General features: G+C 36.3%; 16 protein-coding genes and 1 pseudogene. 13 read left to right on the top strand and 4 right to left on the bottom strand.

Going from position 1 to position 16,935, the window contains the following annotated elements:
- Positions 1–43: 43 nt before the first annotated feature.
- Genes dhaM through dhaK form a run of 3 tightly spaced genes read right to left on the bottom strand, consistent with a single transcriptional unit; the run spans position 44 to position 2,010 of the window.
- Positions 44–418 (bottom strand): dihydroxyacetone kinase phosphoryl donor subunit DhaM, encoded by a 375-nt coding sequence (gene dhaM, locus ACEN4L_RS06090; RefSeq protein ID WP_407096414.1) that lies wholly within the window; start codon positions 416–418, stop codon positions 44–46.
- Positions 411–1,004 carry a dihydroxyacetone kinase subunit DhaL gene (gene dhaL / locus ACEN4L_RS06085; protein WP_407096415.1) on the bottom strand — a complete coding sequence of 198 codons (594 nt, stop codon included), beginning with the start codon at positions 1,002–1,004 and terminating at the stop codon, positions 411–413. Before dhaL ends, dhaM begins: the two co-directional genes overlap by 8 nt.
- 16 nt (positions 1,005–1,020) lie before the next feature.
- Complete coding sequence (dhaK, locus tag ACEN4L_RS06080) at positions 1,021–2,010, bottom strand: dihydroxyacetone kinase subunit DhaK (protein ID WP_407096416.1); 990 nt, start codon at positions 2,008–2,010, stop codon at positions 1,021–1,023.
- A 242-nt stretch (positions 2,011–2,252) separates the two neighbouring features.
- Here dhaK and ACEN4L_RS06075 point away from each other — a divergent pair, with 242 nt between their 5' ends.
- The 3 genes from ACEN4L_RS06075 to ACEN4L_RS06065 are packed head-to-tail and all read left to right on the top strand — an operon-like array spanning position 2,253 to position 4,245.
- Positions 2,253–3,302, top strand: coding sequence for a DUF6930 domain-containing protein (locus tag ACEN4L_RS06075; RefSeq protein ID WP_407096417.1), 1,050 nt, complete (start codon positions 2,253–2,255; stop codon positions 3,300–3,302).
- Between the two features lie 37 nt (positions 3,303–3,339).
- On the top strand, positions 3,340–4,035 hold the full coding sequence (locus tag ACEN4L_RS06070; protein ID WP_407096418.1) for an NAD(P)H-dependent oxidoreductase: 696 nt from the start codon (positions 3,340–3,342) through the stop codon (positions 4,033–4,035).
- Between the two features lie 27 nt (positions 4,036–4,062).
- On the top strand, positions 4,063–4,245 hold the full coding sequence (locus ACEN4L_RS06065; protein WP_407096419.1) for a hypothetical protein: 183 nt from the start codon (positions 4,063–4,065) through the stop codon (positions 4,243–4,245).
- Positions 4,246–4,341: 96 nt separating this feature from the next.
- On the opposite strand, the gene ACEN4L_RS06060 is transcribed toward ACEN4L_RS06065, so the two are convergent.
- A complete protein-coding gene (locus ACEN4L_RS06060; protein ID WP_407096420.1) occupies positions 4,342–5,106 on the bottom strand; it encodes an IclR family transcriptional regulator in 765 nt (254 codons plus the stop codon).
- Between the two features lie 753 nt (positions 5,107–5,859).
- Between ACEN4L_RS06060 and ACEN4L_RS06055 the strand changes: the two genes are divergently transcribed.
- From ACEN4L_RS06055 to ACEN4L_RS06010, 10 genes and pseudogenes are all read left to right on the top strand, one after another.
- Positions 5,860–6,063, top strand: coding sequence for a hypothetical protein (locus tag ACEN4L_RS06055; protein WP_407096421.1), 204 nt, complete (start codon positions 5,860–5,862; stop codon positions 6,061–6,063).
- Positions 6,064–6,117: 54 nt separating this feature from the next.
- Positions 6,118–7,836, top strand: a pseudogene (locus tag ACEN4L_RS06050) (glycoside hydrolase family 3 protein).
- 564 nt (positions 7,837–8,400) lie between these two features.
- Positions 8,401–8,610, top strand: coding sequence for a helix-turn-helix transcriptional regulator (locus tag ACEN4L_RS06045; RefSeq protein WP_407096429.1), 210 nt, complete (start codon positions 8,401–8,403; stop codon positions 8,608–8,610).
- 104 nt (positions 8,611–8,714) lie between these two features.
- Positions 8,715–8,978 (top strand): DUF896 domain-containing protein, encoded by a 264-nt coding sequence (locus tag ACEN4L_RS06040; RefSeq protein WP_407096422.1) that lies wholly within the window; start codon positions 8,715–8,717, stop codon positions 8,976–8,978.
- Positions 8,979–9,088: 110 nt separating this feature from the next.
- Positions 9,089–9,748, top strand: a complete 660-nt coding sequence (locus ACEN4L_RS06035; RefSeq protein ID WP_407096423.1) for an SDR family oxidoreductase — start codon at positions 9,089–9,091, stop codon at positions 9,746–9,748.
- A 238-nt stretch (positions 9,749–9,986) separates the two neighbouring features.
- Positions 9,987–11,009, top strand: coding sequence for a family 20 glycosylhydrolase (locus ACEN4L_RS06030; protein WP_407096424.1), 1,023 nt, complete (start codon positions 9,987–9,989; stop codon positions 11,007–11,009).
- Positions 11,010–11,255: 246 nt separating this feature from the next.
- Complete coding sequence (locus ACEN4L_RS06025) at positions 11,256–13,148, top strand: beta-N-acetylhexosaminidase (RefSeq protein WP_407096425.1); 1,893 nt, start codon at positions 11,256–11,258, stop codon at positions 13,146–13,148.
- A gap of 50 nt (positions 13,149–13,198) precedes the next feature.
- Entirely contained in the window at positions 13,199–13,678 is a 480-nt protein-coding gene (locus tag ACEN4L_RS06020; protein WP_407096426.1) for a hypothetical protein, read from the top strand.
- A 10-nt stretch (positions 13,679–13,688) separates the two neighbouring features.
- Positions 13,689–14,987 (top strand): alpha-L-fucosidase, encoded by a 1,299-nt coding sequence (locus ACEN4L_RS06015; protein ID WP_407096427.1) that lies wholly within the window; start codon positions 13,689–13,691, stop codon positions 14,985–14,987.
- Positions 14,988–15,019: 32 nt separating this feature from the next.
- A complete protein-coding gene (locus ACEN4L_RS06010) occupies positions 15,020–16,645 on the top strand; it encodes a glycoside hydrolase family 13 protein (protein WP_407096428.1) in 1,626 nt (541 codons plus the stop codon).
- Positions 16,646–16,935 lie beyond the last annotated feature (290 nt).

The raw sequence follows: 16,935 nt of genomic DNA, 5'->3' as shown, positions 1-16,935 counted from the left end.
AAAATAGGCTGTCTCAGTTGAGATAGCCTATTTCTTTATAGCGTTATTTCACTTTCAATTCAGCTAATTGTTTATCGATATCTTCCAGAGGAACTTCCACTTGCAAGAGAGAAGCTGCTGTATACGCACTTTCAATAAACGCTGTATCGTATAATGTGATATTTTTGTCTGAAGTTTCAATCGCCATTTCCAGATTCATTTTGGCACTGCCAAGATCGTAAAATGCGATGATCGTATCTTCTTCAAATTCTTCCACAGCTGCAGAAATCTTGTCGAAACTAGTTCCCACTTCGCCATCTTCTGTACCGCCAGCAGGTTTGATTGTGACATCAGCTGCTACTTGGCTTAATAGTTTCGTTAAGCCTTGCGCCACTTCTTCAACGTGTGAAACCAATAAAATACCAATTTCTTTACCCATTGTATACACCCGCCTCTAGCATAGTTTTGAAAAGATAGCTGCTGGACATGGCGCCTGGATCTAAATGACCAACGGAACGATCGCCTAGGTAAGAGGCCCGGCCTTTAGTAGCTTTCATTTGTTCTGTTTTCGCTGCAGCTTCTTCAATGATTTCGGTGGTTAAGGAATTTTCTTTGACAGCGTCTACTATCGGAATCCATTCGTCGACCATGGTTTTTTCTCCAGCGACAGCTTTGCCTCGTTTCTGAATACCATCTAAACCGGCTTCCAATAATTCAGCTAAATCTAGTCCGTCATTGTCCTTGCTGGCTTTAGCCATACTGATAAAAGCAGATCCATATAGAGGACCTGAAGCTCCGCCGATTTTGCTGACGAAAACCATACCGATGTCTTTTAACAAATCAGTTAAAGCTTCATATTCATTATCTGCTAGTTTCTCTTTCAACGCAGCAGCCCCGCGAGCTAAATTGTTGCCGTGATCTCCGTCACCAATTGCGGTGTCCAGTTCACTTAGATAAACTTTATTTTCTTGTAGTTGTTCAATAAATAGATCCATCCATTTAGTTACATTTTCAATTGAAAGCATATTGTGAGCTCCTTTCTTACCAAGCGATCGTTGTCACTGGTGCGTTTAAATAATCTAACCATTTTGTATCTTCTAATTTGACTAAAGTAACGGAGAGTCCAGCCATATCAATAGAAGTCATGTAATCGCCAACTTTTTTAAAGGGCAGTTTTAAACCATCTTGTTCTAATAATTGATGGACATCATTTGTGAAAACGAATTGTTCCATTAATGGAGTAGCACCCATTCCGTTAATCAACAGAGCATACTCTTCATCAGCGGACCATTGGAATTCTTTCTTCAATTGCTTCACTAATTCAGCTGCCAAGTCTTTTGAAGGTTGCAGTTTTTCTCGGCGGTAACCGGGTTCACCATGAATACCCACGCCAAATTCAATCTCATCGTCTGCTATATCAAATCCAGGTTTACCTACTTCAGGGTTAGTAGCTGGTGTTAAAGCAACTCCGATAGACTTGATAGCGGGAACTAATTTGTCCGCTAAAGATTTGATTTCTGTCAGAGAGGCACCTTCTTCTGCAGCGGCACCAAGAATTTTATGGACTAATACAGTACCTGCGATTCCGCGTTTTCCTGCAGTGTAGGTGCTGTCTTCAACTGCAATGTCGTCATCAACAACCACGAAATCGACAGGAATGTCTTCCATGTCTGCCAAGTCTTTAGCCATTTCAAAATTCATGATATCGCCCGAGTAATTCTTAACGATCATAAAGACGCCGTTTCCTTCATCACTGGCTTTAACGGCTTCTAGAATTTGATCTGGGGTAGGAGAGGTGAAGACTTCTCCGCATACAGCTGCAGACAACATACCTTTGCCTACGAAACCAGCGTGTGAAGGTTCGTGACCACTACCACCACCACTAACCAATCCTACTTTTCCATTTTGAGACTGTTTGCGATGAATCACGTTTGTTTCAGGTAAACGTTCAATTAATCCGTCGTAAGCAAAAACCATCCCTTTGATCATTTCATCGACGACTGCGGATGGTTCATTAATGATTTTTTTCATGACTCTTCCTCCCATTTCAATATAGTTCATTTCATCTCTATTGTAACCGTTTGCTTGGCAAAGGACAAATAGTAACTTGGAGATGATTTGACAAAAAAGCTTGAGAATAAAGTTGTAGGATAAGGTAATTATTGAGATAATGAAATAGAGCTAAACTTGCAACAAGTGAAGATAAATTAAGCTTACAACAAATAAAGAAAAGTGACGAGAAATTTAACTTCGTTCTACAGGGGGTGTGTCAAATGAAAGAGGAGACCAAAATATTTCAATTAGCTAAAGACCTCTATCAAGCCGCGTTTTGGGAAGATTATTGGGACACAGACATTTTAGCTTTACAGTTTCCAAGTAGAACTGAGCCTGTTTTTATCTCTATTTTAGGAAAAAGCGATGGCAATTATGGATTTCTTTTTTACCGTAATTTAGAAGAATTAAGGTATTATTTTGAAATGGCAAAGCAGACTCAAATAAGAGATTTGGAAACCTCGTTAGATTTTTTGCTCCTGCAAAAAGGCATCTCTTTAATGTATGAAAATCGTTCAGATTTAGAAAAAGAAGATTATGATAGAATAAAAAGCAGTGGTGTTGTATTTAGAGGAAAAAAAGCTTGGCCAGTGTTGATTGATTATAAACCAGGTTTTTATCCTGACGATGTTGATCCAATCGAAATACCATTTGTGATTGAAATAATGGAAAAATTGTTGAAGATGGGACACGACTTCCGCTCTAAGTTGGATGTATACGACACGGAAGAAAATAAAGAGAGGGTATTTTTACGTACATACCAAAAAAATGGAAAGTATAAAGATGATTTATTTTCCGTTCCGCTGACTGTTTTACAAGGCACAGCTGTTCAAGTGTATGAAAAGCAAGAAATTAAAATAACCGATTTTGAGATGAGACGGGCAGAATCTTTAAAGATCGGCAGCTCTATTTGGGAATTGGAATTAAATTATGTCGCTTTGCCAGTAGAAAATGAAGCAACTGAGCGGCCTCGTTTTTCTGTCATGTTGATGGTTGTGGATGCCAAAAGCACCGAGATCGTACTGGGTGAACTGGTTGAATTTGATGAAATCGAGCGTATTCAGCGCCTTTTTCTTAAAGCTTTAGTTGCTACTAATGTAAAACCGCCAACTATAGTAGTGAATATTGGTCGTTACAAACAGATTTCCGGAATATTTGGGGAGATGTTGAGTAAATTAGGCATTGGATTGACACCCGTGTATAAATTGCCTTTGATTTCTGTGGTGCAAAAGGATATGGTAGACTTTTTTGACGAGATTGAAAACACGTAGCATCATTCATTCAATACATGGAGGGTATAATAAACAGATGAAGACGTTGGTGATTATTTCGCATCCTGAGATAACTGAATCGGGAACCCAGCAATTTTTGTTGAGCTCGATTGCAGATAATGACACAGTAGAAGTACATCATTTAGAAGGAATTTATCCCGATAGAAAGATAGATGTGCTTGCTGAACAGAAGTTGCTGAAAGAGTATGACCGTATCGTATTTCAATTTCCATTCTACTGGTACAGTTCTCCGCCGATGCTGAAGCAATGGCAAGATGAAGTATTGACGGATGGATTTGCTTATGGAAAAAACGGACATCAATTAAAAGGGAAAGAGTTCGGATTAGTGCTGTCGATTGGGGTAAGAGAAGCTGAATACCAAGCTGGTGGAAGAGAAGCGTTCAGTATCCACGAATTGACGAAACCTTTTCAAGCCATGGCAGTTAAAACAGGAATGTCCTATTTGAAATCCTTTTTGATTTATCAATTTTCTTATATGATAGAAATCCAAAAGATGACCTTGCTGATCGAATACCAACAATTTTTAATTCGAGCAGCTGATGATAGCTTGCTGACGAGAGAAAATTGGTTGATAGATCAATTGTTGAAGACCGATAAAGAAACGCTAGCTCCTGGTGATGAAGTGATTTTACAACACGCGGTAGAAGCTATTGAAGAGAATCGGGATACGATAGATGGTTTAAAGATGGTTTTAGATGAGATGAACGGGTAAGAAAACGAATAAATTGGAGAGAAGAGTATGGATCAAAATGAGTGGATAGTGGAAGAATTGGAACGTGTTTTTCAAAATAGTCGCGACTACAAACAAAAAGCTCTGATTGCTGCGACTCAACAATTGATCAAAGAACAAGCTTTGCGCGTAACGCAAATGGAAGGGGAACTTGATGGAACCCTTTGGAGTCCAAGAAATTGGAGTGAGTAGCGGGGTATTTTAAGTATTTTATAAAAAAAGCGGTCAAACCGATTGAAACAACTCGGTTTGACCGCTTTTTTATAGTGAACCACAACGTTTCTCTCGTTAGAAATGTCCTAATAAACTGGAAATCTTACGAGTGGTTTCGACAATTTTTTGGATGTAAATATCTTTATTTTTTACTTCCGAAAGCGGCAAGGAGATGCTGATAGCTCCTGCAGATAAATCCTTGTAGCTCGCAAATGAAGCCCCTATACAAACGATGCCATACTCATTTTCTTCATTGTCTATCGCGTAACCTTGTTGACGAACAGTATCGATTTCTGCTAAAAAGTCTTCAAGATTTGTGATGGTATGAGTAGTTTTAGGCTGGATGTCAACTTGATTCCAATAGTCAACAATAGCGCTATTGGTTTTAGTAGCTAAAATAGCTTTTCCGACAGCTGTGACATACATAGGTGCTTTTTTACCAATTCTGGAATGCATCCGAGTTTCGGAATCTTGAGAATCGTGTTTATCTATATACAATACTTCGTTATCATCCTCAATGACCAAATGAACGGTTTGGTTGATTTCTTGAGATAACTGACGAATCATACTTTTAGCAACATTTAAAAAATCTATATTTTGTACTCTTCTATTTCCTAATTGAAATAATTTTAAAGAAATACGGTATTTTTTTGTAGTTGCATCTTTTTCAATATATCCATTTTCAAGTAAAGAGTTCACTAAGCGATGTGTAGTTGCTTTATGCAGCTGCACTTTTTCACTTATTTCCATTAGACTTAAATTGTCATAATTGGAAAGAACCTCCAAAATAGATAAAGCTCGATCTATGGTTTGTACTTTACCTGGGGAATTATTAGCCATATTATTACTCCTTTAAAAAATTATGGGTTGCTGTTTAACCGGTTCCAAATCTTAACAAGTTTTATTATATGAGATAACTTTTCAATGTACAAGTTGATGGAAAGAAATAAACGTAAATTTTGAAACGAATAATTCTACATTTGAACTAATTGTGACAATAAGAGGTAATATCAGACTAGAATAAATACAACTAGACCTCTTGTATACTTTTTCGGATGAAAAACCTTGTCTTATATTGTGAAGAAATAATTAATATAAAAGATGGACAAGAGAAAACGTTGTTATTCATAGTACATAACTAAAGAAAACCATTATACAAGATAGTAAAGTACGATTAACAGAATTTAGAATAATTTTCTGCTAATTTGTTCAAAACAGCACAATAAAGTGAAAAGACGTTCTCTCTCAAACTGCTAACATATGTAAATTTTCTATACCAATTAAAATAGGGATAAAGAAATCGGAACTCTGTAAAAGCTGAAAAAACATTGAAAAATGAGAAATTAATGAAAAAATACGGCAAAATGTTTCGTAAAACCGAAAGTTGTTTCATAATGTGGAACTAGATGCTGAAATATGATACTTTTTTTATGCGAAGTAATCTACAAAAGTCAATTGAAAGCGATGGCATATTGTTAAAATGACCTGAATAAGTTCAATCGAGTTTGTAAGAGAAGCACAATATTAGTTAGAGGTGGTAAGGAATAAAGTAAGAATGCTGGATGCAATGGATACGCAGATGACGAAGTATTAATGGTTGGAGATGCTCCTGGAGATCTTTCTGCAGCGCTTAAAAACAGTGTCTTGTACTACCCGATTTTATTTGGAAAAGAATCCTTCTCTTGGAAACGTTTATCAAGTGAAGCAGCTCCACGCTTTACAAATAAAACCTATACAGGCGAATACCAAGATTCAGTTATTCAAGAATTTGATGAGTTATTGAAACAATATTCTTAATTCGAAGTAAAGTTTTGACCGAAACTGTAATTACTTTAAGGAGGATTCAATAAAATGGCGAAAGTAGATTTAACAGCAAAACCGTACAACTTAAACGAAGAACAAATCAAATGGGTAAACGACACAATCGCTGGCATGTGAGACGAAGAAAAAGTTGGACAATTGTTCACGAACTTATTCTTTTTCGGAGAAGATAAATTCAGCGGGAACACGTTGACGAATAAAGAAATCTTAGAAAAATACCACATTGGAGGAGCACGTTACCAAGGTGGTACGGCTAAACAAGTTCAAGAATTGATCAACTCGCTACAAAAAGATACGAAAATTCCTTTATTAGTAGCTGCTAACTGTGACGCAGGTGGTAACGGAGCTGCTAATGATGGTACGTATATTGCTTCTGGAGCACAAGTTGAAGCTTCTGGCGATACTACAGTGGGATACAATGCGGGATACGTTTCAGGACGTGAAGAAGCTGCAATGGGAGTAAACGTCAACTTTGACCCATGTGTGGATATCTTGAAAAACTGGAGAAACACGATCGTTAACACTCGTGCTTACGGTACGAACGCAGACGACGTGATCAAATACACGAACGCTTATCTTGAAGGATTAGACCAAAGCGAAGTGATCAAATGTATCAAACACTGGCCTGGTGACGGTACTGAAGAACGCGACCAGCATTTAGTTTTAGGTGTCAACGAATTATCTGTTGACGAATGGGAAGATTCATTCGGACGCGTTTACCGCAACCACATCGACAACGGTGTTGAAATGATCATGGCTGGACACATTGCTTTACCTGAGTACCAAAAAGCTTTGGATCCAACATTGGAAGACAAAGATATCTTACCTGCAACATTAGCTCCTGAATTGATCGAAGACTTATTGAAAACGAAATTAGGTTTCAATGGTATGGTTATTACAGATGCTTCTCACATGTTGGGTATGACATCCGCTATGCGTCGTGAAGACTATGTTCCTAAAGCAATTGCTGCTGGATGTGACATGTTCTTATTCTTTAACGACATCGATGAAGACTTTGGATTCATGCTAAAAGGATACCAAAACGGTGTGATCACTGAAGAACGTATGACGGATGCTTTACAACGTGTTCTAGGATTGAAAGCTAAATTGAACTTGCACAAAAAACAAGCTGACGGTACTTTAATCAAAGATGAATCTGAACTAGAAGTTGTCGGTTGCAAGGAGCATTTGCAAATGCGCGCTGACGCAGCTGATAAAGGGATCACTTTGGTCAAAGATACTCAAAACAACTTGCCGATCAGCCCAGAAACACACAAACGTATTCGCTTATACGTTCTTGAAGGCGAAAAAGGCGGAATCTATGAAGGCGGGTCTGATATCGCTCAAAAAATTACAGACGAATTGACTTCTCGCGGATATGAAGTAACGTTGAACGATGGTTCTACACGTGTGAAAGGTAAAACACTGGAATACCGCGAAAACGTTGATTTAGCTCTAGAAGTTTCTGATATTGTTGGTTACGGTGCTCAAAACAATTACCGTATCCAATGGAGTACAGCCATGTCTAATGAAGTCCCTTGGTTCGTATACGAAGTACCAACTGTATTCGTATCTCTAAACTTCACGACTCATTTGCATGATGCAACAATGGTGAAAACATTTGTGAATGCATACCACAATAATGATGAAACCATCAAACAAGTGATCGACAAATTAGAAGGTAAATCAGAATTCAAAGGAACTCCGAACGAAAACGTTTGGGCAAATAAATGGCAAGCTAAACTATAAGAAGCTGATTGTTTAAAGTATTTCCTTTTTTTGAAGACACGTATTTGACTAGCTCCGGCTAGTTGGGTACGTGTTTTTTTTTGTATAGTTTTGGGCTTTTCATCTTCTAGCGTTGGTAAAGAAATTTCTTCCGGACTACGGAGTTACTTATGGAAATCCATGGGAACGCCTTGAGCCGAAAAAAAGTCTCAACGACCATATCTTAAGTCGAGATCAAACAATATGGTAATTAACAAGGTCTTAACTACCATATCTTTAAATTAGTTAACTGGATATGGTCTAAACTAGCTTCTCAACGACCATATCCTCAAACTCTTTAACCACATATGGTTCAAACCAACCCTTTAACTACCATATAATAAAAAAACCTCAACGATATGGTCTCGCCTCTCAATAAAAGAGGATAATTGCAGCAATAAGTTTGGGCGTAAGCCCACAGTGTTTCCTTTGTTTTGCATCCTTTGCATGGCTATAAGCAACTCCATATACCTCGGGGAATTTCTAAGAATGAGCTTTTAACAGATTTTGACTGAAAAAGAAATTTAGTTTTTATTTACAATGTCCATGGAAAAAGACAAATTAGTTCTAAAAAATACTATTAAACAGGCAAGAAAAGAAAAAAGTTTGTCTCAAAGAGAATTAGCTGAAATTATAGGCGTGTCCAGAAACACCATCAGCTCTATTGAAACCGGTCAATTTAATCCAACTGCAAAATTAGCGTTGATATTAAGTATTGCTTTAGACAAAAATTTTGAAGAGTTATTCTATTTTTAAAGGTGCGTCCAATTCCAATTGGTATATAGTTTACCTTTAGTAAGTAAATTGCTATACTAACTTTAAGGAGTAATCCTTTTAGATACAAGAAAGGAGCCAAAATAATGATTAGAGTATTGCCTCGTATTAATGAATTGGCTAAGAAAGCTAGAATAAGTGGATTAACTGAAGAAGAGAAAAGGGAGCAAGCCTCTTTAAGAGAGCAGTATTTGACAGTTATCAGAGGCTCCTCTAAAGAACTGCTTTTGAGCAGTACGGTAGTGGATATCTTAGGAAATGATGTTACCCCTACCAAATTAAAAGTGGCTCAAGGCAAATTGCACATTCAAGCAGAATGGCAAAAAAATCCCGATTCATTTTACGAATAAACGAATATACTTTTTAAGAGCCTTGATTCAATTCAAGGCTCCTCTTTTTGCGCTCTTTAAGTTGTATGTTATGGTAAAACCAGAGATAGAAACGGAAGGGGAATGTATGAATGAAAGTATTAGTTGTCGGAGCACATGGAAAAATTGGGAGTCAAGTTGTTAATATGCTGGAAGAGAGTGATACTCATTCCGTCACAGCCTTTGTACGTAAAGAAGAACAAGTTGAAGAACTGAAGCAAAAGGGTATTGAAGCTCGTTTGGGCAATTTAGAGGGTTCTGTAGCTGATTTAGAAGAGGCTGTTAAAGGCGTGGATGCAGTAGTCTTTTCAGCTGGATCAGGCGGCAGTACTGGCGCAGACAAGACTTTACTAATTGACTTAGATGGCGCTATAAAAGCCATGGAAGCTGCTCAAAATGTAGGTGTTAACCGATTTGTAATGGTCAGTGCATTTGGTGCTGACAATCGGGAAGGTTGGAGTGGAGACATGAGACCTTATTACGTTGCCAAGCACTATGCAGATAAGGCCTTGGAACAAAGCGGTTTAACGTATACGATTGTTCGCCCTGGTGGGTTATTGGATGAACCAGCCAAAGACAAAATTAAAGTTGCAGGGAATTTAGAATTATCTGAATCAGATGAACGAACTGTTCCTCGCGAAGATGTAGCCAAAGTGATTGTAGCTAGTTTAGACAACGATAAAACTTACCGCAAAGCCTTTGACTTAGTGACCGGAGAACAAGCGATTGAAGAAGCTTTGAATCAACTATAGAAATTAGAAGCACCACAACTGTTGGGTTTTAACAGTTGTGGTGCTTTTTTCCTAAAAATAGATTGTGTTCATTTTTTAGGATGGTAAGATAGTAATGAATCATTTTTTGAAAGCGGTATCTTTTTATTGCGTTAGGAAATAAATTAGAGTAGGAGGGATTATAAGCTATAAACTAACAAGTTTACAATTTAAAGAAAATTTCGAATGAAAAAACAAAATGAGGGAGTATACTAACGAAATGAATAATCACACTTATAATGCTTTTCATCTCCGTTTTGGAGATAGAAATTTGATCCCGGAATTAAAAATATTGATAGAAAAGGTACTCGCTCCAGCCGGAGTAGATATGCTTATTCTAGAAATTGATAAATCATTTGTTTTTAAAAGTCATCCCGAAATTGATGGCGGGAAAAATGCATTAACAACAGATGATGCTGCTAACTTATCAGCATTTTCGAAAAAATTAGGTATAGAGATTGTACCATTGATGCAAAGTTTAGGACATCAAGGTTGGGGAGGAAGTAGAAGTGCGTTACTGACAGCGTATCCTGAATTTGATGAAACACCTAACACTCCGTTGGATGCTGAATGGCCGGAAATTTTTTGTCGCAGTTGGTGTCCTCAACATCCAAATGTAAATGAAATCGTTTTTGATTTGATGGATGAACTGATCAATGGATTTTCTGCAAACTATTTCCATATTGGAATGGATGAAGTATATGAAATAGCGAGTGATCAATGCGAGCGATGTAAGGGTGGAAATCGCGCAGAATTATTTACTAAAGCTGTAAATGATATGTATTCCCATTTGAGTAAAGAATGTGGAGTAACAGTTATGATGTGGGGAGATAGATTAATTGATGCAGAATTATTTGGTTATGATAACTGGGAAGGAGACTCATTTGGTACTTTCCGTGCAATCGAAAACATACCAAAAGATATAGTTCTGTTAGATTGGCATTATGATGAACGCGAAAATGGATTTCCAACACCAAAATACTTCATAGAACATGGATTTTCTGTAATGCCATCATGTTGGTTCAAACAAGATGTTGCTGAACAACTATTTAATGAAGCAAACGCAGCTGCGAAAGAATTGAAAGCTTCTAATCAGTTTTTTGGTAGACTAGTTACTTCTTGGCATTCATGGAATGAAGAAGCTTTTGATCGCTTTATTGCATTTTCGGAGAAAGAAGGACAAGATGGAGAAGAACAGTGGAGACTTTATAATACGCTGCAAAAAGTTGCTTCAATGAAATAGTATTAAAGGTATATCTTAGAAGGTCTATTTTTTATTTAGAGACCTTCTTATTTTTTTTTGCAGAGTTTTTAAACAATGAGATATAGAAAAAGCACTCGTAAAAGCCTATGACTAGCAATTAAGCAAAAGGAAAATGTGTATATAACGTTCAATGTGTATTTATTGCAGTTGTATTGAAAAGGCTTTCAAACTCCTTTAAACTAAAAAGTGAGCTTAAATACGAAAAATATAGGAGGAAAATATAGTATGCTAAAATTACATCTTATTGGTGATTTGCAAGATCTGGAAGCTGGGTTGAAGTTACTGTCTCATGAATATAAGTTTGAAGAAAACGAGACAGGAATTCCACTTGAAATTCAAAAAAGTTTAGAGGAAGACAAACTATCCATTAGTTATGACGGTCAAAAAGGAATCATTGAGTACACGTCTAAAAATTCTTTTTTCAGGTTATTAAACTTATGGCTTCATCAATATAAAAAGAATCCTACTTTCTCAGTTCAAGAAAAGGATTGCTTTGATAAAACAGGAGTGATGGTAGATGCATCAAGAAATGCTGTTTTAAGTGTAAGTGGAATGAAACGAGTACTGAATTATATGGCTAAACTCGGTCTAAATCTAGTTATGCTGTATACAGAAGATACATACGAAGTAAAAGAGTACCCATACTTCGGTTACTTACGAGGAAAGTATACACGTGAAGAAATGAAAGAGATGGATGATTACGCTTTTGAATTGGGTATAGAAATGGTTCCATGTATTCAAACACTAGGACATCTTTTCAATGCTCTAAAATATGAGTATGCAAATGGAATCAAAGATACCTCAGATGTTGTACTTGTCGGCGAAACAAAAACATATGAGTTTTTAGAAAACTTGATTCAATCGGCTACTGAGCCATTTAGATCAAATCGTATTCATATCGGAATGGATGAAGCATTTGGATTAGGAACAGGTGTCTATCGCTCAAAAAATGGTATACGAGACAGCTTTACTATTATGAATGAACATTTAGAAAAAGTTATTGCTATTACTAAAAAATATGGTTTAGAAGCAATGATGTGGAGCGACATGTATTATCGTTTTGGTTCAAAAACTGGAGATTACTATGATTTAGAAAGTGATATTCCTGAAGAAGTTATTAACGAGATTCCAGACGTGGACATGGTTTTGTGGGATTACTACCATGAAGATGAAACAGTATATGACATTTTGTTAGAAAAACATAAAGAAATGAAGAAAAAAGTTATATTTGCAGGTGGAGTATGGACCTGGAATGGAATCGCTCCAAACTATGGGAAATCATTTGAAACAACAAAAGCAGGGTTAGCTAGTGTTAAAAAGAATGGTATTAGAGAAGTATTTGCTACGTTATGGGGTGATGATGGTGGAGAAACACCCATTTTATCTGCACTGCCTGGGTTACAACTATTCGCTGATTTATCTTATCGAGATGAAGTAGACGAAACTCAAATGAGAGAAGAGTTCCAATACAATACAGGACATTCTTTAAAAGAGTTTATGTTATTAAATGATTTTGATGAAACGCCAGGCGTTATGGAAAATAATTTAAATACCTCGGCTGCATCGAAGTTTTTATTATGGCAAGATCCATTATTAGGACTGTATGATCAAAGGGTTGCAGGACTTGGCTTAGGCGAACACTACCAAAACTTAGCAATTCAATTAAAAGGATTAGTCTCTAAAGAAAATGATTTGCTTCCATTATTTGAGTTCTATCATACATTAGCCGTGGTTTTAAGTGTAAAAGCTGAATTAGGAATTCGTTTAAAAACTGCGTATGACACAGATGATAAGGATGCATTGAGAAATGAAGTAGAACAAATGAAGACTCTTCAACGTTTACTTAATGAGCTCCGTATAGCACACCGAAATGTATGGATGAAATACAATAAGCCATTCGGATGGGAAGTTCTAGATATCCGTTATGGAGGGACAATTTCTAGAATGAGTACAGCTGTTGACCGAGTAACTTATTATTTAAATGGGAAATTGGATGAAATTTCCGAACTAAAAGAAGATAAATTGCCATTCTCTAATCCTTATTACCTTGGGGAAGGAACTTTAGGAAGAGGATTATATAAAGACATGGTGACACCAAGTAAATTATCTGGTGTTTAATAAATAAGTGAAGTGTTAGATTTAAAGTGGATAGAAAGGTGGAGGAAAAAATGAAAAAAGTGCTTTTATTCATTATAGCTGGAATTTTTTTAACTGGATGTAATTCGGTAGCAGTATACCAAGACCCGAAAACGGTTAGTTACTCTCTCGAAGGTGAATACGATAATGCTAAGGATGCGCAGGAAGTAGTTCAAGTTATTCAAGATAATTTACATTACGCTCAAGAAGAAGACATGGAAGGGTACCTATCCACTCTCGTTTCCTCCGCACGAGAAGAAACGGAAGCAGAACTTTCTTCATTTTTTGAATCCTATGACTTGGAACACACTATTTTAAGTATAGAGGCACTAGATCAAGAAGAAAATCGTATGCTGATAAAAACAGAACAACAAGCGGTTATGGTGGATTCAGTAGAGGGAGCAGAACAGTATCGAGACCATATAGCAGAAGCAAATCATACGGTGATAAAAGAAGATGGAGAATGGAAAATTGAAGAAACGATAATGACAGACACACTATTTTTAGATTAGAGGGAAAAAGATGAAATACGCAAATTGGAACAATGAATTAGGGAAGCCAGAGTGGTTTTTACATGATCGATTTGGAATGTTTCTTCATTTTGGATTGTTCAGTCTAGCTGCACGCCATGAATGGCTAATGACCACAGAAAAAATTTCTCCAGAAGATTATCAGCACTATTTTAACCATTTTAATCCAGAATTAATGGATATGAAGGTATTAGCTAAAGCAGCAAAAGAAACGGGTATGAAATATGCAATACTTACGACTAAACACCATGAAGGATTTGCCTTGTGGGATACTGAATATTCAGACTATAAAATTACAAATACTTCATTTAAAAGGGATTTAGTACGAGAATTTGTAGAAGCATTTCGTGCTGAAGATATCAAGATTGGTTTATATCATTCTTTAATCGATTGGCATCACGAAGACTTTACAATAGATGGTCTTCATCCACAAAGAGAGGATGAAGAATATAGAAAATCAAACAACACTCGAAAAATGGATGTTTATTTAGAGTTTTTAAAAAAACAAGTAACAGAATTATTGACAAACTATGGAAAAGTAGATTATCTTTGGTTTGATTTTTCATATGGCCATCGTGATTGGGGATGGTCCAAAGGAAAAGGCAAAAACGAATGGAAATCAAAAGAAATTTTAGATGTAGTGACAGAATTGCAACCAGATATTCTAGTTAATGATCGATTAGACTTAGGTTTAGGTGTTGTAACACCTGAGCAATACCAACCCGTTCAGCCTCTTGAAAAGGATGGGCAACCAGTCATTTGGGAAGCTTGTCAAGCTATGAAACCAACCTGGGGTTACGATCGTGACGCGAAAGATTGGAAAAGCAGTGAAGTATTGCTAAAAATGTTGATTGAAACAGTATCCAATAATGGGAACTTTTTGTTAAACGTTGGTCCAAATGGGAAAGGTGAATTAGATAAAAGAGAAGAAAGCAGACTAAATGATATTGGTGACTGGATGAAACGAAACAATAAATCCATCTATGGAGCAGGACAAAGCTCATTTGAAGCTCCAAAAGACTGCCGATATACACAAGTGGGAACTAATAAATTGTATCTTCACATTTATTCTTGGCCATTAAGACACATTCATTTACGAGGATTAGCTGGAAAAGTGCAATACGCACAGTTTTTGCATGATCATTCTGAAGTTTTCTTTAGAGAATTTAATCCTGAAGAGGTCATTACAAGTACAGAAACGCTCATTGATAAGGATAGTGTCATGTTAGAATTACCTGTCGAAAAACCTGAAGTTTTAGTTCCTGTAGTCGAGATTTTTCTGAAAGATTAAGGAAACGAAACAAAAGTATAAGGAGTGCAGTTATGCAATGGTGGAAAGAAACAGTCGTATATCAAATTTATCCGAGAAGCTTCCAAGATACTAATAACGATGGGATTGGTGATCTTTCAGGAATCATAAAACGTTTGGATTATTTAGAGAAGTTAGGCATTGGAGCAATTTGGTTAAGTCCGGTCTATCAATCACCTAATTTTGATAATGGGTATGATATCAGTAACTATGAAGAGATCAATCAAGAATCCGGCTCGATGGTTGAAATGGAATTACTTATCGAAGAAGCAAGGAAAAGAAATATTCATATTTTAATGGATTTAGTATTAAATCACACAAGCGACAAACACCATTGGTTTTTAGAAGCAAAAAAAGGGAAAGATAATCCATACCGCGATTATTATATTTGGAGAGATTCAAGTAAAGGAAAAGAACCAAATGACTTAACAGCAGGATTTGGTGGATCAGCTTGGGAATATGACCAAAAGAGTGAACAATATTACTTTCATTTATTCAGTAAGCAACAGCCGGACTTAAATTGGGAAAACCCTCGATTACGGCAGAAAATATGGCAAATGATGAGATTCTGGCTCGACAAGGGAGTGGCAGGTTTTCGCTTAGATGTTATTGATTTGATAGGCAAAGTCCCGGATGAAAAAATCACTGTAAATGGACCAAGATTGCATGATTATTTGCAAGAAATGTATCGAGAAGTACTTTCAGACAGAAATACCCTAACTGTTGGAGAAGTTTGGAGTGCCTCTCCAGAAGTCGCACAGCTTTACGGTGACCCTTCAAGGAATGAGTTATCAATGATTTTTTCATTCGAACATATGGTATTAGATGAACAACCAGCTAAATCTAAGTGGGACTTGAGGGTATTCACTTTACCCGAACTAAAGCATGCTATTGCAAAGTGGCAAGTAGCGTTAGATGGAAAAATATGGAATAGCTTGTTTTGGAACAATCATGATCTCCCAAGAATCGTATCTAGATGGGGAAATGAAAAAGAATATCGTGTAGAAAGTGCAAAGATGTTTGCGATCATTCTTCACCTATTAAAAGGTACACCTTACATCTATCAAGGAGAAGAAATTGGAATGACTAATTTTCCAATTTCTGATATTTCAGAAGTTAATGATATTGAAACACGTTATATGTATTTCAAACGAATTCAACAAGGATACTCACAAAAGGATATTTTTCATTCTATAAATACTAAGGGACGAGATAATGCTCGAACTCCAATGCAATGGAGCGATAGTAAAAATGGTGGTTTTACTAAAGGAGAACCTTGGCTCCATATCAATCCCAATTATTCTGATATTAATGTAGAAGCAGCATTAGTTGATCCAAATTCTATCTTTTATACCTATCAGAAATTGATTAGATTGAGAAAAGAAAATCCTATAATTATTTGGGGAAAGTTTAAATTGCTTCTTCCAAACCATCTGCAAATATTTGCTTATGAACGCACTTATAAAGAAGAAACTTGGATCGTGGTGGCAAATATGAGTGAAAGCTATGTATCTTTTAGTTTGAATGATAGTCTAGATAAAAAACAATCAATTATTGGAAATTATCCAAATAAGGTTTATCAATTGAATAAACTTAATTTGCGTCCGTATGAAACGTTTGTTGTAAAGACTCACAATTAATAAAAACAATTTTGGGTTTTTTTTGTTAAACGAGTGAGAAGAACGATAGAAATAAGAGGTCATGTCTATTTCTATCGTTATTTTTTAAAGTTTGGTATGGCGCAAACCAAACCTTATTTGATAAAACCGTTTTTTTGTTGTAAACTAATTTCATATGAAAAGACACTAGTGTTGCATAAATATAGTCAGAATATTCTGAATTATTATTTTCTTGAAAAAAGTAAAAAAAATCGAATGCTTACGCAAAGGATGACTATTTCCAGAAAATTTTGCTTATTTAGCTGATTCCA

Origin of the sequence: Desemzia sp. FAM 23988 (assembly GCF_045528365.1) — a bacterium.
Classification (GTDB): Bacteria; Bacillota; Bacilli; order Lactobacillales; family Carnobacteriaceae; genus Desemzia.
The sequence above is the reverse complement of the archived record's forward strand: the minus strand, read 5'-3'. Positions and strand labels throughout refer to the sequence as shown.